The 19,710-nt window shown below is 71.2% G+C and carries 14 protein-coding genes and 4 pseudogenes; 6 read left to right on the top strand and 12 right to left on the bottom strand.

The window, feature by feature from the left end:
* Nucleotides 1–43 precede the first annotated feature (43 nt).
* The 4 genes and pseudogenes from ACFC79_RS18305 to ACFC79_RS18290 form a co-directional block, all read right to left on the bottom strand.
* Nucleotides 44–955: a carbohydrate ABC transporter permease gene (locus ACFC79_RS18305; protein ID WP_376241241.1), complete on the bottom strand. Its 912-nt coding sequence runs from the start codon at nucleotides 953–955 to the stop codon at nucleotides 44–46.
* A 9-nt stretch (nucleotides 956–964) separates the two neighbouring features.
* The gene (locus ACFC79_RS18300) at nucleotides 965–1,891 is read right to left on the bottom strand and encodes a carbohydrate ABC transporter permease (protein ID WP_376241239.1); all 927 of its coding nucleotides are present in this window, start codon (nucleotides 1,889–1,891) and stop codon (nucleotides 965–967) included.
* Nucleotides 1,870–3,114, bottom strand: coding sequence for an ABC transporter substrate-binding protein (locus tag ACFC79_RS18295; RefSeq protein WP_376241237.1), 1,245 nt, complete (start codon nucleotides 3,112–3,114; stop codon nucleotides 1,870–1,872). The genes ACFC79_RS18300 and ACFC79_RS18295 overlap by 22 nt, the downstream gene beginning before the upstream one ends.
* Nucleotides 3,115–3,557: 443 nt before the next feature.
* A pseudogene (locus tag ACFC79_RS18290) lies at nucleotides 3,558–4,826 on the bottom strand (alpha-L-fucosidase); the annotation flags it as partial.
* 123 nt (nucleotides 4,827–4,949) lie between these two features.
* Here ACFC79_RS18290 and ACFC79_RS18285 point away from each other — a divergent pair.
* Nucleotides 4,950–5,726 carry a ribonuclease activity regulator RraA gene (locus tag ACFC79_RS18285; RefSeq protein ID WP_376241235.1) on the top strand — a complete coding sequence of 259 codons (777 nt, stop codon included), beginning with the start codon at nucleotides 4,950–4,952 and terminating at the stop codon, nucleotides 5,724–5,726.
* A gap of 146 nt (nucleotides 5,727–5,872) precedes the next feature.
* On the opposite strand, the gene ACFC79_RS18280 is transcribed toward ACFC79_RS18285, so the two are convergent.
* The 3 genes and pseudogenes from ACFC79_RS18280 to ACFC79_RS18270 form a co-directional block, all read right to left on the bottom strand.
* Nucleotides 5,873–6,535 carry a lysophospholipid acyltransferase family protein gene (locus tag ACFC79_RS18280; protein ID WP_376241233.1) on the bottom strand — a complete coding sequence of 221 codons (663 nt, stop codon included), beginning with the start codon at nucleotides 6,533–6,535 and terminating at the stop codon, nucleotides 5,873–5,875.
* A 135-nt stretch (nucleotides 6,536–6,670) separates the two neighbouring features.
* Nucleotides 6,671–6,838 (bottom strand): hypothetical protein, encoded by a 168-nt coding sequence (locus tag ACFC79_RS18275; RefSeq protein ID WP_376241333.1) that lies wholly within the window; start codon nucleotides 6,836–6,838, stop codon nucleotides 6,671–6,673.
* Nucleotides 6,839–6,900: 62 nt separating this feature from the next.
* Nucleotides 6,901–7,146, bottom strand: a pseudogene (locus ACFC79_RS18270) (methyltransferase domain-containing protein); the annotation flags it as partial.
* A 408-nt stretch (nucleotides 7,147–7,554) separates the two neighbouring features.
* Here ACFC79_RS18270 and ACFC79_RS18265 point away from each other — a divergent pair.
* The 4 genes from ACFC79_RS18265 (at nucleotide 7,555) to ACFC79_RS18250 (ending at nucleotide 12,800) form a co-directional block, all read left to right on the top strand.
* Nucleotides 7,555–8,397 (top strand): helix-turn-helix transcriptional regulator, encoded by an 843-nt coding sequence (locus ACFC79_RS18265; RefSeq protein WP_376241231.1) that lies wholly within the window; start codon nucleotides 7,555–7,557, stop codon nucleotides 8,395–8,397.
* A gap of 441 nt (nucleotides 8,398–8,838) precedes the next feature.
* Nucleotides 8,839–9,726, top strand: a complete 888-nt coding sequence (locus ACFC79_RS18260; protein WP_376241229.1) for a hypothetical protein — start codon at nucleotides 8,839–8,841, stop codon at nucleotides 9,724–9,726.
* A gap of 536 nt (nucleotides 9,727–10,262) precedes the next feature.
* Nucleotides 10,263–11,438 carry a glycosyltransferase family 4 protein gene (locus ACFC79_RS18255; protein ID WP_376241227.1) on the top strand — a complete coding sequence of 392 codons (1,176 nt, stop codon included), beginning with the start codon at nucleotides 10,263–10,265 and terminating at the stop codon, nucleotides 11,436–11,438.
* Between the two features lie 303 nt (nucleotides 11,439–11,741).
* Nucleotides 11,742–12,800: an RNA ligase family protein gene (locus tag ACFC79_RS18250; protein ID WP_376241225.1), complete on the top strand. Its 1,059-nt coding sequence runs from the start codon at nucleotides 11,742–11,744 to the stop codon at nucleotides 12,798–12,800.
* 184 nt (nucleotides 12,801–12,984) lie between these two features.
* Here the strand turns inward: ACFC79_RS18250 and ACFC79_RS18245 are convergent, their stop codons facing one another.
* The 3 genes from ACFC79_RS18245 to ACFC79_RS18235 form a co-directional block, all read right to left on the bottom strand.
* Nucleotides 12,985–13,779: an SDR family NAD(P)-dependent oxidoreductase gene (locus tag ACFC79_RS18245; protein ID WP_376241223.1), complete on the bottom strand. Its 795-nt coding sequence runs from the start codon at nucleotides 13,777–13,779 to the stop codon at nucleotides 12,985–12,987.
* Between the two features lie 696 nt (nucleotides 13,780–14,475).
* Nucleotides 14,476–15,057 (bottom strand): rhodanese-like domain-containing protein, encoded by a 582-nt coding sequence (locus tag ACFC79_RS18240; RefSeq protein WP_376241221.1) that lies wholly within the window; start codon nucleotides 15,055–15,057, stop codon nucleotides 14,476–14,478.
* Between the two features lie 89 nt (nucleotides 15,058–15,146).
* On the bottom strand, nucleotides 15,147–16,550 hold the full coding sequence (locus ACFC79_RS18235) for a rhodanese-like domain-containing protein (protein WP_376241219.1): 1,404 nt from the start codon (nucleotides 16,548–16,550) through the stop codon (nucleotides 15,147–15,149).
* Nucleotides 16,551–17,244: 694 nt separating this feature from the next.
* Between ACFC79_RS18235 and ACFC79_RS18230 the strand changes: the two genes are divergently transcribed.
* Entirely contained in the window at nucleotides 17,245–18,543 is a 1,299-nt protein-coding gene (locus tag ACFC79_RS18230) for an MFS transporter (RefSeq protein WP_376241217.1), read from the top strand.
* A gap of 169 nt (nucleotides 18,544–18,712) precedes the next feature.
* On the opposite strand, the pseudogene ACFC79_RS18225 reads toward ACFC79_RS18230, so the two are convergent.
* Both ACFC79_RS18225 and ACFC79_RS18220 read right to left on the bottom strand, forming a co-directional pair.
* Nucleotides 18,713–19,141: pseudogene (locus ACFC79_RS18225) on the bottom strand (oxidoreductase C-terminal domain-containing protein); the annotation flags it as partial.
* Nucleotides 19,117–19,599, bottom strand: a pseudogene (locus ACFC79_RS18220) (TetR/AcrR family transcriptional regulator); the annotation flags it as partial. The pseudogenes ACFC79_RS18225 and ACFC79_RS18220, both read right to left, overlap by 25 nt.
* Nucleotides 19,600–19,710: the final 111 nt, after the last annotated feature.

The raw sequence follows: 19,710 nt of genomic DNA, 5'->3' as shown, positions 1-19,710 counted from the left end.
TGTCCTTTCTCCTTCGACGGACGGTTCACGAACGGTCGGCGACTCATCCCTTCACCGCGCCGACCGTGAGGCCGCTGATGATGTGGCGCTGCATGTAGATGAAGAAGATGATCACGGGGGCGACCGCGAGCAGCAGATTGGGGAACACCTTCGTCAGATCCGTGGAGTACTGACTGATCCCGGCGTAGATCGCCGTCGTCACGGTGTAGTGCCCGGACGACGGACTGAGCAGGATCTGCGGGCTGACGAAGTCGTTCCAGATCCCGATGGAGTTGAGGATCAGCACCGTCACGACCGCCGGGCGCATCAGCGGGAAGATGATGGTCCAGAAGGTCCGGTACCTCCCCGCGCCGTCGATGGTCGCCGCGTGGTCGATGTCCACCGGGATGGTGCGGATGAAGCCGACGAACAGGAAGACGCTCACCGGCAGGGTCGACGCCACGTCGTGCGCGATCAGGCCGGTCACGGTGTTCGCGAGACCGATCTCGCGCAGCACGTAGATCACCGGGATGATCACGGCGGCGCCGGGGATGAACGTGCCGGCCAGGAAGTACAGCAGCACCAGCTGCGTACGGCGCTTGAGACTGCGAGCGATCGCGTACGCGGCCGGACCGGCCAGCAGGATGCACAGCACGTCCACGACCACGACCAGGAAGAGCGTGAACCCGTAGCCGCCGATCACGTTGTACTGGGGGCTGCCGACGGCCGCGGAGAGGTGCTCCAGCGTCAGGCCGCCGAGCGGCAGCGAGAACGGGCTGTCGAGGATGTCCTGCTGCGACTTGAACGCGTTCACGACCAGCAGGTACACCGGCACGATCATGACGACGAACAGCACACCGAGCAGCACCCAGCGCAGTGGCGACCGGGGTTCCCGGCGTTCCTCGCGCCGGACCCGCGGTCCGGGGTCCGGCGGCGCCGTCCGCTCCTCGCGGACCTTCGCCTCAGTTACGACCACCACCTGCTCCTAACCAGCCGCGGCTTGATCTTGACGGTTGCGCAGCGCCGTCACGAGGAGGGCGAGCACGGCGGACACGACCATCAGGAAGACCGCCTGAGCGGTTGCGTAGCCCACCTTGGTGCCCTCGAAGGAACGGGCCAGGATGAGATAGGTGAACGTCTGCGTCGAACCGGCGGGCCCGCCGCCGGTGAGGCTCACCACGATGTCGTAGGCCCGGATCAGACCCACCAGGTTGAGCACCGTCGCCACGGTCACCACCGGCGCGATCATCGGGATCACCACACGCAGGTTGGTCTGGCGCCGGGTGGCACCGTCGATCGCGGCGGCCTCCAGCAGCTCCTTCGGTACCGTCTGGAGGGCGGCGACGAACAGTACGACGTTGAACCCGAAACCGGCCCAGACGATGACCGCGATCAGGGTGATGAGCGCGAGTTTCTCGTCGAAGAGGAACCCGATCGGCTCGACGCCGAACTTGGCGAGGGTGTTGTTGACGGCGCCGTTGGTGCCGAGGATCGCCGCCCACAGGTACCCCAGGATCAGCGCGCTGATCACGTGCGGGAAGTAGGCGACGGCCCGGAAGAACGAATTGCTGCGCGACCGTCCCTTGAGCACCAGCGCATACACCAGGCCCGCGCCGACCATGAGTACGGTACCGGTCCCGGCGATGAGAGCGGTCACGTACCAGGCGTCGGTCGAGCTCGGGTCGTCGAACAGATGCCGGTAGTTGTCGAGGCCGATGAACTCGGACGGCGAGAAGCCGTCCCAGTCCGTCAGGCTGAGGTACACCGCGACGCCCACCGGGATCACGGTCATCACGGTGTAGAGCAGCACGGCCGGCCCCATCAGGCCCAGCGAGACCGCGGTCTCCCGCAGTCGCACGCGCCGACGGGCGGCCGCCTGATCCCGCCTGGTCAGCTCTGCGAGTTCCACCACTTGTCCAATCCTTCGGCGGCGTCCGCGGCGGACGCGCCCGTGTACAGGGACTGGACCTGCTTGTTGAGTTCGTCGCTGAAGCCGGCGATCGGCTGGGAGGGGCCCGACTTGACGATCACCGACGGTGCCGTCTCCAGGATCTTCTGCACCGAGGTGCCGAGGCTGGACATCGGGTAGCCGAAGCCCTCCCGCAGATTGCCGTCGGCGGCGAGCTGGCTCTTGATCGCGGCAGGGTCGGTGACCAGCCACTTGACGAACTCGATGGCCTCGGCCTTGTGCCGGGACTTGTTCACGACGACGTACGGGTTGGAGATGTTGCCGAACTGACCCGAGGGGTACGCGCCGTCGGTCGGCATGGTGAACACGCCGATGTCGTCGCTCTTCTTCGCGGCGTCCGCGGCCGGCACGAAGTACGAACCCATGATGTACATCGCGGACTTGCCGTTGAGGAAGGAGGTCTGGCCGTCCGCGTAGGTGAGACCGAGGGAGCTCTTGTCGAGGTAGCCGGAGTCGATCCACTCCTTGTACTGCTCGAAGTAGGGCACGTAGCCGCTGTCGGCGAACGAGACCTTTCCGTCGTTGCGCTCCACCGTCCACTTCGGGTTCTCGGTGAGGACGCCCGCGTCGGCCATCATCGAGAACTGGGACCCCGTCACCCACTGGCCCGCGGTCTGCAAGGGCTTGTATCCGGCGGACTTCAGCTTCGCCATGGCCGACGTGAACTGATCGAGTGTCCGGATCTGTGTCGCGTCGATCCCGGCCTTGGTGAAGGCGGACTTGTTGTAGAACACGAGGGACTGGATCTGCTCGCCGACACCCACCACGTAGCGCTTGCCGTCGATGGCGTACTGGTCCGCCAGCGGGGTGTCGGCGGTCCAGGGCTGGTCCGACAGGTCGGCGAAGAGGGAGACGTTCTCCGCGGTCGGCGTGATCTGCTGGGCGACGTCCGGCGGGTCGCCCGCCGCCAGGTCCTGGGTGAGCTTGGCGTTCGCCGATATCGTGCCGGTCAGCTCCAGCTTCACCTTCACGCCGGGATGCTTCTTCTCGTACGTCGCGAAGAGGTCGTTCCAGTACTTCTCGGTGAGGTTCGGCGAGATGTTGACGATGACGCGGAGGGTGGTGCCCCCCGCATCGTCGTCGGAGCCGCCGCCGCAGGCGACGGCGGAGGTCATCACCAGCGGAGCCACGGCGAACGCGCAGACCCGGCGCCAGGTATTTCTCATTCGAGACACACTCCCTTGCATGGTCGTGAATATTCGATAGCCGGTTCTTTCCCACCGGCTCGCAGGCAGGGGGGTGGCGGGTGCGCTGCCGGGTGGCACGGGAGGCTCGCCGACGCGCGGTGAGGGCGGGTCCGACGTGTGGTAGGACGCCGCGTGGGCCTCGTTCGAAGAACTATCGTCTATCGATTACTGATGCTATGGGTGGCACCCCGGCATGTTCAAGGGTGCTGCAGCCAATCCGCCGCCCGATCCGGCGAGTTCCCACCGCACGACCACCCGGACCCGGGGGCGGTGCCGTCGTCAGGACGGGCCGGCCGGGCCCGTCGCCCCAACTCCCCCTCGGCGAAGGGCCGACGTGCTCGCACCGGCAACCGCCGGGGCCGGTCCCCGGCACGCGGACCGGGCGGCGGCGTCGGCCGCCCGCCCGAGGACTCGCCGCGTCCTCACTCGTCGTCGAGTTCGAGCTCGATCACCGGCAGCAGCACGTCCGGCGCGGCGATCGGGAGCGTCAGCGTCAGCGTGCCCGGGGCGCGGCCCGGCGGGGCCATGTTGACGTGCTCGTGCTGTGTTCCGTCGAGTTCGTGGAACCGGATCTCCGAACCGTCGTGCAGCAGTTGGGCGTAGCGCACCCTGCCGGCGAGGCCCGGCAGGTGGAGGTGCTTGAGGGGCCATGAGAGCAGGTGCAGGTAAAGATGTCGGCCGGATTGCGTGTACAGCGCGTTCGGCGGGGCCTCGAAGGCGCTCGGCCCCGCGCCCTGCACGGAGCGCGCGTGCAGGGACATCCACGCACCGAGATCCCGCAGTGTGCCGCGGGCCCGCGGATCCAGGGCGCCCCGGCCGGTCGGCCCGACGTTGAGCAGCAGATTTCCCCCGCAGGCAACGGACTGCACCAGCATCCGGACCAGCATCTCGGGGTCCTTGTACTCGTGGTTGTCCCGGTCGTAGCCCCACGAGCCGTTGAGTGTGTGGCAGGCCTCCCACCGCACCGCGACACCGTCCCGCTCCAACGGCCGGTCGGGCTGGTACTGCTCGGGTGTCACGTAGTCGCCGGGGATGCCGAGCCGGTCGTTGACGAGGATGCCGGGCTGCAACGCCCGGACCATGGAGACCAGTGCCTCCGCACCCCACTCGGAGGGTCCCTTGCCGGGATAGGAGAAATCGAAGAACAGCAGGTCGATCGGACCGTAATCGGTCAGCAACTCCCTCACCTGGCCGTGCAGGTACGCGCGATAGCGCTCCATGTCCCGGGGCTCCTCGGCCGCGTCCGTCGCGCGCAGCGGGTGGTGCACATCGACGGTGAAGTCCGGGTGGTGCCAGTCGAGCAGCGAGTAGTACAGGCCCACCCGCAGCCCCTCGGCCCGCATCGCCTCCACGAACTCGGCCACCAGGTCCCGGCCCGTGGCGCCGACCGAGGTGTAGTCGGTCAGGGACGAGTCGAAGAGGCAGAACCCGTCATGGTGCTTGGCGGTCAGCACGGCGTAGCGCATGCCGGCCTCCCGGGCCGCGCGTGCCAACTCCCGTGCGTCGAACAGGTCTGGGTCGAATCGCCGCAGGTAACGGCCGTATTCCTGCTGCGACATGCTCTCCCGGCTCTGCACCCACTCGTGCCGCGCAGCGAGGCTGTACAGACCGAAATGGACGAACAATCCGAAGCGCGCCGCGTCGAACCAGCCGACGGATGCTGTGGGCACTGAACTCTCCTGTCGCTGTTGACAGTTCTCCTTGGTCGGCTGTTATCTACCATCGATAGGCGATAATGTCACTGGCGTTGCGTGCGGCGGAGTGCGCGGAGAGGCATGCGAATGAACCCGAACGGGGACCGAGGAACGCCGTCCATGGGGGACACCGAGATCTACGAATCCATGCGGGCGCCGGTCCACACCTCGTCCTACACGCGGCCGACGGCACGCATGGTGGAGGCGCTCGCGGACGTGAGCGCGGCGACGGCCTGCGCGAAGCTGCATCAGATGGGCATCACCCGGACCTTCATCGACGGCCCCGTGCCGCTGCACCGGGACCCGGACGTCAAGGTCACCGGCGGAGCCGTGACCCTGCAGTTCCTGCCGCAGCGCGAGGACGTCTTCTCCGGCGCCGAGCAGGAGGACATCGAGCGGAAGACGGCGCTGTGGGGCGTGCTGGAGTCCATCCGTCCCGGCGACGTGCTGGTCGTCTCGGCGTACGCCAGCCATTTCACCGGCTGCCTCGGGGACATGTTGGTGCGCTACTTCAAACTGCGCGGCGGCGCGGGCATCGTGGTGGACGGGCGGGTGCGGGACGCCGCGCGGATCCGCGCGCTGGGGGTGCCCGTCTGGTGCACCGGCGTGACGCCGCACTACGCGTCGCAGACGGAGCTCTTCCCCTCCGCGTTCAATGTGCCGGTCGGTGTCGGTGGCGCGCTGGTGACGCCCGGGGACCTCATCGTGGCCGATGAGGACGGTGCCGTCGTGGTGCCGCAGCACAGCGCCGTTCCGCTGGCCGAGGACGCGTTGCTGCACCAGGACCGCGAGGCGTTCGCGCGGCAACGCCTCGACGAGGGGGCCCGGTTGTCCGACTACTACCCGCTCACCGGGGCGGGCATGGCCGAGTACCTGGCGAGCCGGTCCGCCGACTGAGACGGACGGGCCGGCCGCGAGCGGGGACCCCCGCGCGCGGGGGTCCGGGGCGATGGGAGCGGCGGAGGCAGGAGCACGGCACGCTGCCTCCCTCGCCCCGGGGCGCGGCGCGGCGCGGCGGGCAGCGGGAGGCACCGTGCCGCGGCTCAGCCGAGGGGACGGACCCGATGTCCGAGATGGGCCGCTGCGGTGCGCCATGCCTCGGTCACCGCTTCCCGGGCATGCGCCGTGCGAGCAGCCCGCGTGCCGGTCAGCGCGACGGGGCTCTTGACATGGACGTGCAGTCCAGGGCGGCGCAGTGGCGCGGTGGCGAGACCGGCCAGTTGCTTCGTGCGGCTGCCGGAGGCGATGCGCCGGGCGCCGGCCTGGCCCAGGGGAACGATGGGGGCGCCGATGGCGTGCGTGAGCCATGCGAGACCGCTGCGGAACGCCTCGGGAGCGGCCTCACCGGCATCCCGGCGACGTGGGAGGCCGCCCTCGCCGTAGATCAGGACCAGCCGGCCGTGCGCCAGGGCGTCGGCCGCCCGATCCAGGGCGGCCATGGCCCTTCGGTCGCCGCGGTGCACCGGGATGTGGTGCTCACGGGCGAGCGCACGGCCCAGGAGAGGGATCCGCCACAGCCCTGCGGCAGCCATGATCACCGGTTCGACGTCCAGCCTGCGGAGCGCGGCGAGGACGACGGCCGGATCCGCGAGCGAGGAGTGGTTGGCGGCGATGATGCTGCCCGGTGGGAAGTCGGCGCCGTCGTCGGTGGTGACCGTGAGACGGCCGACGGTCGGCACCAGCACGGCGGCGAGGCGGCTGAGCATGTGAGGGGCCTCCGGAGAACGAGCCAGGTGCCTTCATCCTGCGCACCCGATGCGGAGAAGACGTGAGTACGGATACTCACCTCGTCCGTCGAGACCGCATGAAGCCACGCCGCCACGCTGCCGCCCGCCACCGGGTCAAGCCCTGCGGGCCAGGAAGCGGACCTGCCGACCGCGCCGGTACCGCGATTCCACCGTGTCGAAGCCGGCCCGGAGCAGGCGTCCGGGCAGGGTGACGGGATCGAGCGCCACCATAGTGTCGCCGACATGCAACAGCCGGAACCCCGGGTTGGGCAGGCTGTCCACACCCCGGAACACCCCACCCGGCACGCCTCGGCGAACAAGGCGTCCTGCCGGGCGGGGGACGGCACGTGGTGCAGCATGGTGAAGCAGACGACGGCGGAGAATCTCCCGTCCGGGAAGGGGAGCCGAGCGCCGTCGCCGTGCACGATCTCGACCGTGTCGGCGAACTCGGCACGCAGCAGGGCCACGGATGCCTCGTCGATCTCGACGGCGGTCAGTCTCGTCGTGCGGCCCGACAACGCGCGGGTGGTGGCCCCGAAGCCGGGTCCGATCTCCAGGACGTCGTCCCCGAGGTCGACACCGGCCAGCATTTCGGGCATGCGTTCCGCAACACCGGCGGCCCAGCGGGCGGAGCCGCAGATCTTGCGATGCAGGTAGTTCATCGGCATGGCACGACCCTAAGGACTGTCCCGCAATCCCTGGCGGGCGCGCGACGACAGTTGCGGCACCTCGCCGCGTTGTCGGAACGTCCGCATACATCCAGTATGCGGACGCCCCTCCGCCTTGCGATGCACCACATCTGACGCCGCGCACCGGTCCACCACGGATTACGGGACAGCCCTTAGGAACGCCGCGCACCGGCCGCGAGATCCCGTCGGGCCAGATGATGTCGCGCAGGGGCCGCCGGCTCGACGACACGGCCTGCGGGGCGGCCCCTAGGGTGGACGGGTGAACTCTTCGAGCCCCGGCAGTTGTCGGTCACCCGACGGGTCCCTCGCATGACGCCCGCGGCGGAGCACGCTGCGGGGGCGGTCGTGGTGGGGGCCTTCCCGCTCCCCGCGGGCAAGTGGTTCCGCGCACATGAGCATCCGCGGCACCAACTGGCCTGGGCCACCAGGGGAGTGCTGGGTGTGAGGGTCGACGACGACACCTGGGTGCTGCCGCCCACCCGCGCCCTGTGGATCCCGGCCGGAACCGTCCACCGGACCGGCGCGCCGCGCGACGCGGTCTTCCACAGCCTGTACCTGGATCCCACCCGATGCCCCCTGGACTGGCCGATGCCGGTCGCGGTCGCCGTCGGAGAGTTACTGGCCCACCTGCTGGCTCACCTCGGCCGTGACGACCTCGGGCCGGACGCCCGGCAGCGTGCCGAGGCCGTGGTCCTCGATCTGCTCCGTCCACTGCCCGACACACCGATCACGGTGCCCGAGCCCGTCGACGACCGCGCACGGGCGGTGGCCGCCCTGTTGCTGGCCGACCCCGCCGACTCGCGGACCCTGGAGGCGCTCGCCCGCGCGGTCGGCACCAGTCGCCGTACTCTGAGCCGCCTCTTCGTCCGGGACACCGGAATGAGCTTCGACCGCTGGCGTACCCAACTGCGCCTGCGCGCCGCCCTGCCGCTGCTCGCCGACGGCCGACCGGTCGCCCAGGCGGCCCACGCCGTCGGCTACGCCACACCCAGCGCCTTCCTCGCTGCCTTCCGCCGGACGGTCGGCACCACCCCCCGGCAATACCTGCGCCATGCGGACGTCCCCGCGCCGAGGACAGCGGCTCGTGCACCGGCGACGGCCCGGCTCCCGGCCGGAGGACCCCCCTCACCCACGACACCCTCGACCACATGACCGGGTCGGACGGCACCGCGCTCTCGTCGCGAGGGCGGAGGGTGGGCCGCTGCGGCCCGTGAGAAGTCCGTCCGCCGTCGGGAAGACGCACCACACTCCCATGCATGCCGAAGGAGGCTGAGAAACCATCAAGTCTCTTGCCTGTGCGGGGTGTTGAGGCGCAGGTGTTGTGGTGTGAGACTGCTCCCGGTCCGCAGACGGAGCGGGCGAGCGGTTGTTGTGGGCGGTACACGCGTGGGGCGGCGGCGCTCTGCGGCTCGGGGCGGCCTCCGGTGTCGTGAACACCGGCAGGGCGGCGACGGACCGCATCACGGGGTCCGGGCCGCCGCCATCACGTCCTCGACGCACGAGCAGGAACCACCGTGGCCCGGCGTCGGGGCGCCACCACTCCCGCTCTCGGAAGGCACAGGTGTGATGCCGGACAGAGGAGGTCGGGATCAGATGAAGCCGGGCAGGATTTCAGTGGCCGCGACGGCCGTGGCGGCCGCGATCGCGTTGGCCATCGGGGGTGCGGCGGCTCCCGCGATGGCATCGTCCTGGACGCGGACGGCGGACTACTACCGTTGGACCGGGTTCAACGCGTTGGAGCGCGGGCAGGGCGTGGCGACGGACGGGACGTACTTCTACTACGCCGGGCCGGGCGGAATGGTGAAGGCGACCGTCGGGAACGACTCGGAGGTCGCGTCGTCGATGTTCCCGATCCCGTCGTCGATGAGCCGGACGTACGGCAGCGATCACATCGGTGACGTGGAGTACCACGACGGATATGTGATCGCGCCGATCGAGGACGGCGGCAGCGACTACCGGCATCCGCTGCTGGCGCTGTACAACGCGAGTGACCTGAGCTACACGGGCCGCTACGTTCAACTGCCTGTCGAGCAGATGCCGGGCGGTGTGCCGTGGGTGGCGGTGGACGCCGCCGCCGGACTGGTCTACACCGCGCCCTGGACCCAGGATGCCGCACAGGGGACGAACAAGCTGGTCGCCTACAGCCTGAACGATCTGCTGACCCTGCCGGCCGGCTCCACACTTCCGGTGGTGAACACCGTGACGTTGTCACAGCCCCTGAGCAGGATCCAGGGTGCCGCGATGTGGCAGGGCAGGCTCTACGCGTCCGTGGACGACTCGGCGAAGTCGGTCTATTCGGTCGACGTGGCCTCCGGGCAGGTCTCCTACGCGTTCCACCAGGACGTCGAATCCGGGGACGAGGTCGAGGGGATCGCCGCCTGGGACTTCGGTTCCTCGGGAGGTCAGCTGCACATCGTGCATGTGGGGTCGGGCTGGAATTCGATCTTCCTCTACCTCCAGCACTACGCCCTGACCGGCTGACCTGTCGGGGCATCGGGAAACCCCGCGTGAGCGACCGGTGTGCCGTCGGCAAGTCCGGCGCGGCACACCGGTCCGCCCATGGGTGTATGTCCCAAGCCGGTTGCATCCGCAGGTGGTTGAACCTGAGTAGTGGAGCGAACCCGAGTCGTCGTACTCGGGAGTTACGTCCCGGGAGTGATGACAGGGCGAGGGTGTGATCAATAGCTTCACCGGTGAGAACGTGTCGCGCTTTCCCACCGGAAGGATTCATCTGCCATGGAGTCCCGGCCCCGGGTGCCGACGCGGCGGGCCGCGCCGGTACCCGCGACATCCCGATGGGCGACCGGCCCTCCCGCTGCCGGAGACGGCGGACCGCCATCTCGCCGCATACGGCATTCGCCCGGCCGCGGCCGTCGGCGAAGTGCATGCCCAGGGCTACGCCATGTACCGCTGGCGGTACGGGAGATGGCAGCCAGGAGCCACAGTGGGCGACGACGTCCGGGACCACCTTTTCACCACTCGCCCGCTCACCCACGGTTGAAGGATTCTGCTCCGTCATGGTTTCCACCCTCGTCATCACCAACGACTTCCCGCCCCGCCAGGGCGGCATAGAGACCTTCGTCCACGCCATGGCCACGCGGATGCCCGACGACGTCGTCGTCTACACCTCACGTGAGCCGGGCGACGCCGCGTACGACGCCGACCTTCCCTTCCCCGTCGTCCGCGACTCCGCCCGGATGCTGCTGCCGACCGCCCGCGTCACCCGCCGGGCTGCCGAATTGGCCCGTGCGCACGGCTGCGACCGGGTCTGGTTCGGAGCCGCCGCCCCGCTCGCGCTGATGGCGCCGGCCCTGCGCCGCGACGCCGGGATCCGGCGCATGGTCGCCACCACGCACGGCCACGAGATCTGGTGGGCCCGCGTACCGGGCGCGCGCCGGATGATGCGCCGCATCGGCGACGGCGTGGACGTCGTCACCTATCTCGGGGACTACACGCGCGCCCGGATCGCACCCGCCCTCGGCCCGCGCGCCGGACTGAGCCGGCTGGTCCCCGCGGTGGACGCGGAGGTCTACCGCCCCGACGCCGTTACCGGTGCCGCCCTGCGCGCCGAACTCGGGCTGGAGGGGAAACAGGTCATCCTGTGCACGGCCCGCCTGGTGCCGCGCAAGGGCCAGGACAAGCTGATCGAGGCGATGCCACTGATTCGCCGTCAGGTACCCGATGCCGTTCTGCTGCTGGTGGGCCACGGGCCCGACGAGGCGCGGCTGCGGAAACTGGCTCTGCGCCATGGCGCGGACGCCGTACGGTTCGTCGGGGGCATACGCCACACCGACACACCGGCGTACTACGCGTCCGCCGACGTCTTCGCGATGCCCTGCCGGACCCGCAGGGGCGGACTGGAGGCCGAGGGCCTCGGCATCGTCTTCCTGGAGGCGGCCGCCAGTGGCCTGCCGGTGGTTGTCGGCGACTCCGGGGGAGCCCCGGACGCCGTGCTCGACGGCCGTACCGGCCGGGTGGTGGACGGAGCCGACGTCGTGATGATCGCCGCTGCCCTGACCGGGCTGTTGCTCGACCCCGAGCCGGCGACGCGGATGGGCGCCGAGGGGCGCCGGTGGGTCCAGGACTCCTGGTCCTGGGAAGCCTCGGCGCGCCACCTGACCGAGCTGCTGACACCGACCGACGAGGGGCCGCTGCCGGTGACAGGGCCGCGGCACACACCCGGGCGGGAATAGCCCGGACGGCGCCCGTCCGGCTTCCCCTCCCACGCCTGCCGGTCACCGGCGAAGCAGAATCCCGGCACCCCCGCGCCGTCACCGCCACCGAACACATGCGGATCCGCGGGACGAGAGACGGGAGACCTGCGGAGAACAGGTCGGCACGACCCATCGGCCCGGACCGGTGCGGCGTCCCACCACCCGGCAGCAGGACCGTCACCGCCGGCCCGCTGTCCGGTGCGCTGCGCGGGGACACGTGGAACGGGCCGGGATCGCGAATCTCGGTTGTCCCGCACCGGGCGACCGGTGATGATCCTCCCTGTGTCCGACATTGCGCCCGACGGTTCCGTACTACGGCCCTATCCCAAGGTCCCCGCGAGGGCACGGCTCGGCGTGTCCGGGGTGAAGGAGTGGGTCGCCGTGGAAAAGGTGCACGGCGCGCACTTCGCGGTGGTGTGCGACGGCTCGGGGGTCCGTCCGGCGAAGCGGCGCGAGCTGTTGGGCAGCGACGCACTGGACGGCTTCTTCGGCGTGAGCCGGATCTGGCCGGTGCTGTCGGTGGCGGCGGCCCGTTTCGCCTCGGCGGTACGCGGGGTGCCGGGGGATGGTGCCGAGGTGGTGACGATCTACGGCGAGTTGGCCGGTGGCTGCTACCCGCATCCGGAGGTCCCTGCGACTGCCGGGGTCGAGCCCGTGCAGACGGGCGTGTGGTACGCGCCGGGCCTGCACTGGATGCCGTTCGACGCCACCGTCGAGAGGGCCGGGGACTGCTGTTGGGTTTCCGACCGCGCCGTGCGCGAAGCCGCGGGCGCAGCGGGCCTCGTCTGCCCTCCCGCACTCGGGCACGGGGCGCTGACGAGGCTTCAGGACCTGCCGCCCGCCTTCCCCACACGAGTTCCGGCCCTCTTCGGGCTGCCCGGACTTGCGGACAATCTCGCCGAGGGCTACGTCCTCAAACCGGCCGGCGCATGGCCTGAGGCGGATCGTGCGGGTACGGGCATGCGCCCGCTGCTCAAGGTGAAGCAGGAATCCTTCGCCGAGGACGAGCGGTTCGACGGCGCACGTCCGTATCTGCCACCGCCGCAGGGAGCGGCCGGGGTGCCCGGCTGGCTCCTGGCCCAGGCCACGGCCCTCCTCACGCCTGCACGCGCGGCCGCCGCGGTCAGCAAGCTGGGCCCCCGCATCCCGGTGGGCGCCGTGGCGGAGGAGATCGCCCGGGACGCCGCGGAGGAGCTCGCCGAAGCGGTGGGAGGTCTGGAGGACGCGGTCCTGCGTCCCCTGGAGCAAGCGCTTCTGCCGGGGGCGCGGTCCCTGGCGGTGTTCGACGCCGACGACCGTCACGCCTCCCGGACGAGGGGCAGGGGAGCGGGCACGCGATGACCGCGGCGAGCGACGGCCGCCGGGTCCGGAGGCGGCACCCCCGTGGTCGGCCGGTGCGGTCGGCCGTCCCGTTCGCAGCCGCCGGCCCGCGACCGGACCGTTCCTCGTCCGGGACCGTCCGGTCGCGGGCCGGAGCCGCGGGTGGCGCCCGGCGGCGTGGTGGACACGTCGGCGGGCGCCGGGCTCAGGGCAGGATGGAGTCGATGTAGCCGCCGTCGACGCGCAGGGCGCCGCCGGTGGTGGCGGAGGCGTGGGGCGAGGCGAGGTAGACGACCATGTTGGCGATCTCCTCGGGCTCGATGAGCCGCTGGATCAGGGACTGGGGACGGTACCTGACCATGAACTCGTGCTGTGCCTCGTCCCACGGCAGCGCGTCGCCGACGAGTTGGCGGACGAACGTCTCCACACCGCCGGTGCGGGTCGGGCCGGCGATGACGGAGTTGACGGTGACACCGGTGCCGGCGGCTTCCTTGGCGAAGCCGCGGCTGACGGCGAGCAGCGAGGTCTTCGTCGTGCCGTAGTGGATCATCTCGGCGGGTACGACCACGGCCGAGTCACTGGCGAGGTTGAGGACGCGCCCCCAGCCCTGTTGTTTCATGGCGGGCAGACAGGCGCGGATGAGCCGGACGGCGGAGAGGACGTTGACCTCGAAGTAGCGGCGCCATTCGGCGTCGTCGATCTCCAGCGGAGGGGTGGAGCCGAAGATACCGAGGTTGTTGACGAGGATGTCGAGCACGGGCACGGCCTCCAGCACGGCAGTGGCGCCGTGCTCGGTGGCCAGGTCGCCGATGGCGCCGGTCACGTCGTCGCTTCCGGAGGCGGCGCGCACGGTACGGACGGCTTCCGTGACGCGTTCCACCCCTCGGCCGTTGACGACGACGCGGGCGCCCGCGCGGGCCAGACCGGTGGCGATGGCATGGCCGATGCCCTGGGTGGATCCGGTGACCAGAGCAGTGCGGCCGGAGAGATCGATCTGCATGACGCGTTCCCCTCGTCGAGGCTGTGGAGCTGCTGCGGTGGTATCGGCTCCCCGGAGGCCCTGCCCGTGGCGGACCGACACGTCGGGGAGTTCGGGGGTCGGTTGAGGATGCAGGGATCCGGGCCGGTGCGCAGAACCCGGTGGAGGGCCGTGGAGCGGCCATGTCGCCGTCGGTGGGCTCGAAGCCGAAGGACTCCAGGTCCTGCCGGACGTGGTCGGGGGCGACGGAGCCGGGGATCACGATGTTGCCGGTACGCGGGTGCCGGTGCGGCAGCGCCTGCGCCGGGGATACGCCATACGCCTCGCCGATTCCCACGATCGTCTGGTCCCCGAGGGCCGCGCCCCGGGGCAGATTGCTCCGGGCCTCGGCGTCGACGCGGGGTGAATCTGGCCGACCCGGCGATCCGGAAACCGTTCCGAGGGCCGCTCGCCTCCCGCGGGCTCTCGCGCGTCATCCCGACCGAGGCCGCCGAACCCCTCGACGCGGCCCGACACCGCACAGCGGCCGGTCGTTGGGACCCCGCAGGCGGGCCGACCCACCGCCGACCTGCGGGTTGCGGTCACCGCGGGGGTGACCACGGGCCCACTCCTGCGGGGCGACGCCGCCGCTTCCCCGGGCACGCGAGGACGCGGCTCACGCCCCGGGCGCCCCGGGGTTCGTTCGGGCACGGCTCCGGTGGCGAGCGACCGGGTCGGTCACGAGGTGCTCAGCTGCGCGATCACCTTGCGGATGTCGGGGCGGGGCCCACGGTTGTACGGCAGCTTGGACAGCATGACCCCCATGGCGCAGGAGTTGCTGAGGGCCGCGTACGTCAGGCCGGCGCCGACCGCGGTGCCGATCAGGTGCACGCCCGGCACCAACACCCCGACGAGGCTGGTGGTCAGCACGATCGAGCCGGCCACGAGCCGCACCTGACGCTCCATGTCCCACCGCTCGGTACCCCGGTCGACGGGCGCGCCGGCCGTCTCCCACGCGACGATGCCGCCGTCCAGCACAGGGAGACCGGTCAGACCTGCCTCGGCCAGGATCTTCGCCGCTTGGCCGGCGCGCGTGCCGGAACGGCAGACCAGCACGACGTCCTCGTCGAGGTGGGCAAGGAGCTTTGCCCGGTGCTCCCGCAGGGTGGCCAGGGGCACGTTGCACGAGCCGGGGATGTGCATCGTCCGGAACTCACCGGGCGTGCGCACGTCCAGCAGACGTGGTGCCCGTCCTTCCTGGAGGAGCCGGTGCAGTACGGCGGGGGCGATCGTGGCGGCGGGCGCGGGGGTGGTGTTCACGGGGGTTCCTTTCGGGCTCGGACATACCCCGAGGCATGTCCGGGTCGGCGGGCCCCGCGGTCGACGGGGCCCGGGACGAGCGGGGGTGGTCAGGCGCCGAGGGGGCCGGCCGCGTCGGTCGCGTCCACCGACAGGGCCCAGGCGGCGTATCCGCCGAGGATGTCGGAGACGTCCCGGAAGCCCCGGTGGCGCAGCAGACTCGCCGCGATGGAGGAGCGGTGTCCGCCGGCGCAGTGCACGACGAGGGGCCGGTCGGCGGGCAGTTCGTCCGTGCGACGGGGGAGTTCGCCGAGCGGGATGTGCAGGGCGGACTCGATGAAGCCGCTCGCCTGGCGTTCGCCGCAGTTGCGGATGTCCACGACGACGGGAGGGTTGTCGCCGGCGAGGGCGGTGCGCAGGTGCGCGGCGGTCATCCGGCTGGCCGGGGTGACCTCGTCGAGTTCCTCCAGGGCGTCCTCGGGGTTGCGCAGGTAGCCGACGACCCGGTCGAAGCCGATCCGGGCGAGCCGGGTGACGACCTCCTCCTCCCGGTTCTGCGGTGCCATGACGACAAGCTCGTCGGCCGGGGCGAGCACGGTGCCCGCCTGCTCGGCGAACCGGCCGTCCGCGGGCACGTTCACGGCGCCGCGCAGATGCCCGGCCGCGAACTCCTGGGGGCCGCGTGCGTCCACCACGACCGCGCCGGCATCCCGCAGTTCGGCGAACTCGGCAAGCGTCAGCGGGCGAGGCGCCGCCGAGGCGTCGTAGCGGGTCCGGTCCTTGCGGTTGAGCTCCGCGTCGTAGGCGAAGTAACCGGGCGCGGCGGACTGGCCGGCGGTGACGAGCGCGACGAACTCCTCACGGCTCATCGGCGAGCAGGCGTAGTTGGTGGCCCGCTGTTCGCCGACGGTCGACTGCTTCTCCGTCGACAGGTTCTTGCCGCATGCCGAGCCGGCGCCGTGTGCGGGGAAGACCCGTACCTCGTCGGCGAGCCCCATCAGCTTGTTCTGCACGCTGTCGTGGAGCATCGCGCCCAGTGCCTCGGCGGTGACACCGACGGAGGCGAGCAGGTCGGGGCGCCCGACGTCCCCGATGAACAGCGCGTCGCCGGTGAGCACGCCGTACGGGACGGTGTCGTCGGCGTGCTCGTACACGAGGACACTGATCGACTCCGGGGTGTGCCCGGGCGTCTCCATGATCTCCAGGGTGACATCGCCCAGGGAGATCCGCTCGCCCTCGTCGAGCTTGCGGATCGGGTACTCGGTCTCCGCGCGGCGGCCGTAGGCGATCCAGGCGCCCGTCTCGTCCGCCATCTCCAGGTGACCGGCGACGAAGTCCGCGTGGAAGTGCGTGTTGATGACGCCGACCACCGTGAAGCCGTGCGCAGAGGCGTCGGCCAGGTACTCGGAGACGTCCCGACGCGGGTCGACGACCACCGCCCGGCCGGTCTTCTCATCGGCGATCATGTACGACGCCTGCGACAGGCAGTCCAGGTAGTACTGGGTGAAGAACACGGCAATCCCTTCGTGCGGTACGCGCTTCCCGGGGGGCGGGTGCGCGAGGTGGTGGCGGGGGCGCGGCGTGCGCCGTGCGTGTGTTCCCGGGCCGGTGGGAGGCCCGGACCGGGGTGCCGCCCGTCCCGGGGGCGGCGAGGAGTTCCGCTGCCCCGGGCGCTTCGGTCTCCGTCGGCGCGGCTCATGTGCGCGGGTCGGTCGCCGGACGGATCGCCGGGGACGTCACCGGGCGGGTGGCGGGGCCCCGGGCGCCCCGGAGCGCGGCCGGCCGGGTGCGCGCCGGATCCGCGTACGCCGATGACGAGCGTGCGACGCGAGCCGGCTTTGCCGCGAGGCCGTCCGGACCTGCATCACGCATCGAGGCATCCCTTTCTCAATACCCCCCTGGGTATTTATATGCTCGACCGTAAGCGCATGGCGCAGTCAAGTCAAATACCCCTGGGGGTATCCCGGGTCACAGGGTGCCCGACGCCTTCCGGCTCGGCCTCATATACCCACCGGGGTATTCTTCCTCGTGGGTGCCCTCGGGCCACAGCGGCCGGGGCACCCCGAACGGGACGGCACCACGGCCGTCCGCCTGCGGCAGGTCGACCACCACACGCACGCGGCACATGCCCGGACGCAGCCGATCCGGCGCCCGCGTCCCCGCCGCCCCGCAGCCACCACCTCGTCACGGACGCGGAGGACATCCGACGTGAAGCCCACCCCTGTATCCGCCGCCCCCGCGGCCCCCGCCGTTCCCGGCGCCCCCGCCGGCCGGCCGCCGGTCCGTCTGGGCCTGCGGGAGAACGGGGTCCAGTTCTTCCTCCTGGTCTGCGTCAACGTCGCCGTCGGTGGCCTGGTGGGCCTGGAGCGCACCACGGTGCCGCTCATCGGCACCGACACCTTCGGCCTGACCAGCGACCTCGCCGTCTTCTCCTTCATCGTCGCCTTCGGCCTCACCAAGGCACTCACCAATCTGGCCGCCGGGGCCCTGACGGCCCGCTTCCGCCGCAAGCAGTTGCTCATCGCGGGCTGGCTGATCGGCGTCCCCGTCCCCTTCGTCCTCGCGTGGGCGCCGTCCTGGGACTGGATCGTGGCCGCCAACGTCCTGCTCGGCCTCAACCAGGGCCTGACCTGGTCGATGACCGTCAATATGAAGATCGACCTGGTCGGGCCCGCCCGGCGCGGACTCGCCACCGGCCTGAACGAGGCCGCCGGGTACACCGCCGTCGGCGCCACCGCCCTGCTCACCGGCTACCTCGCCACCGGCTACGGCCTGCGTCCCGTCCCGGAACTCATCGGCGCCGTCTTCGTCGCCGCCGGTCTGGCGCTGGCCCTCGTCGTACGGGACACCGCCGCGCATGCGGCTCTCGAACTGGCCCGGCACCCCGGGCCCCTGCCCACCGGCGAGAGCACCGGCCCGGCAACCACGTTCGCCCGCACCTCCTGGCGTCACCGATCCCTGCGCGGCGCCAGCCAGGCAGGCTTCGTCAACAACCTCAACGACGGTCTCACCTGGGGTGTCTTCCCCCTCCTGTTCACCGACCACGGCCTGGGCCTTGCCGCCGTCGGCCTGATCAAGGGCCTCTACCCGATCGTGTGGGGCATCGGCCAGATCCCCACCGGCCACCTCGCCGACCGCATCGGCCGCAGAACCCCGATCGTCGTCGGCATGCTCGTCCAGGCCGCGGGCTTCGTGCTCGTCCTCGCCCTGCTGGACCACCCGCTGCTCGCCGGGGTTCTGTCCGCCGTCGTCCTCGGCCTCGGCACCGCCCTGGTCTACCCCGCCCTCATCGCCTCGGTCTGCGACCATGCACACCCCGCCTGGCGTGCCAACGCTCTCGGGGCCTACCGCTTCTGGCGCGACATCGGCTACGCCGCCGGGGCCCTCGTCGCCGGTGTCCTCGCCGACGTACTCGGCCTCAGGGCCACCGTCGTCGCCGCCGCCGTCCTCACCACCGCCTCCGGCCTGCTCGCCGCCCGCTGGATCAGCGATCGCGCGAAGGTCTGACGAAGCCGGCCCACGGTGCCGCACCCGGCACATCGGACGGCGCGACTCGGCGTCCATGCCGAGCCGCGCCGACGCGGTCGCCGCGGCAGCTGCCCGCGGCCCGTGCGAGGCGGCGCACACCGTACACGCATCCGCGGCCCCGCCCCCCGGCGCGCATCGGGCCCAGAGGTCAGGTGGCGGGGGCCGCCGCCAGGGCCTCCCGCCAGTCGGCCCCGGCGGCGATGGCGGTCCGTCGGCGGCGCAGCACCTTGGGCGGCATACCTACGGACAGGGCACCGGTGAGACGGCGACCGGTGCGGTAGGCGACGAGGAACCGGCCCCGCGCCGTATCGCCCTCCACCACACGTGCTTCGTCGTGGCCACGGAGGTGGCCGTATGCCTGGATCTTGGTCCCGTGCTGGTCGGACCAGAAGTAGGGGACCGGGGCGAACGGCCGGGCGGATTCGGGGTGGAGGAGGTTGCGGGCGGCGGCCATGGCCTGCTCGGCGGCATTGGTCCGGTGCTCGATGGCATCGCCACCGCCATCGCCGCCAGCCCGTGCACCGACGCCCACAGCAGGGCGGTCGCCCGCTCCGGGGCGGCCGGGCCCTCGCCCGCTTCGTGACAGGCCGCCACCGCGTCGGCCCACACGGCATGCACCGTCCACAGCGGATGCGACGCCGCCTCGTCCCGCGACACCTCGATCCGCTCGATGCCGAACATCAACCGATAGGCCCGTGGGTTGTCCAGCGCGAAGCCGCAGTACCCCCGCGCCAGCGTGCGCAACGCGGCGCGCGGACCTGTCTCGCTCCCGCCCGTCCAGGCATCCCGCAGCTCGGCGGCCAGCCGCGCGTACGCCCGTTGTGTCACCGTCGCCACCAGTTCCGCCCGGTCCTTGAAGTGCAGGTAGACACTGGGAGCCGAGATGCCGACCTCGCGCGCCACCGCCCGCAGCGAGAGATCCCGCTCCCGGCCGGACTCCATCAGCATCCGCGCCGCGGCCCGGACGATTTCCTCCTTCAGCGCAGCGCCCTCGCCCCACCGGCTCTGCGTACGGCGTGAGAACCCCTCGCCCATCCCGAACTCCTCCTGATCTCAAGCCGTTCACCCGGTGAGTGTGACCGGAACCGACCGCTACCTCATCACACACCGCAACTGCGTATCGGGCAGACAGCGGACCTGCGGACG

The sequence above is a fragment of the Streptomyces sp. NPDC056061 genome, assembly GCF_042266885.1.
Classification (GTDB): Bacteria; Actinomycetota; Actinomycetes; order Streptomycetales; family Streptomycetaceae; genus Streptomyces.
Note: the sequence above shows the minus strand (reverse complement) of the source record. Positions and strands in the feature narration are given on the sequence as shown.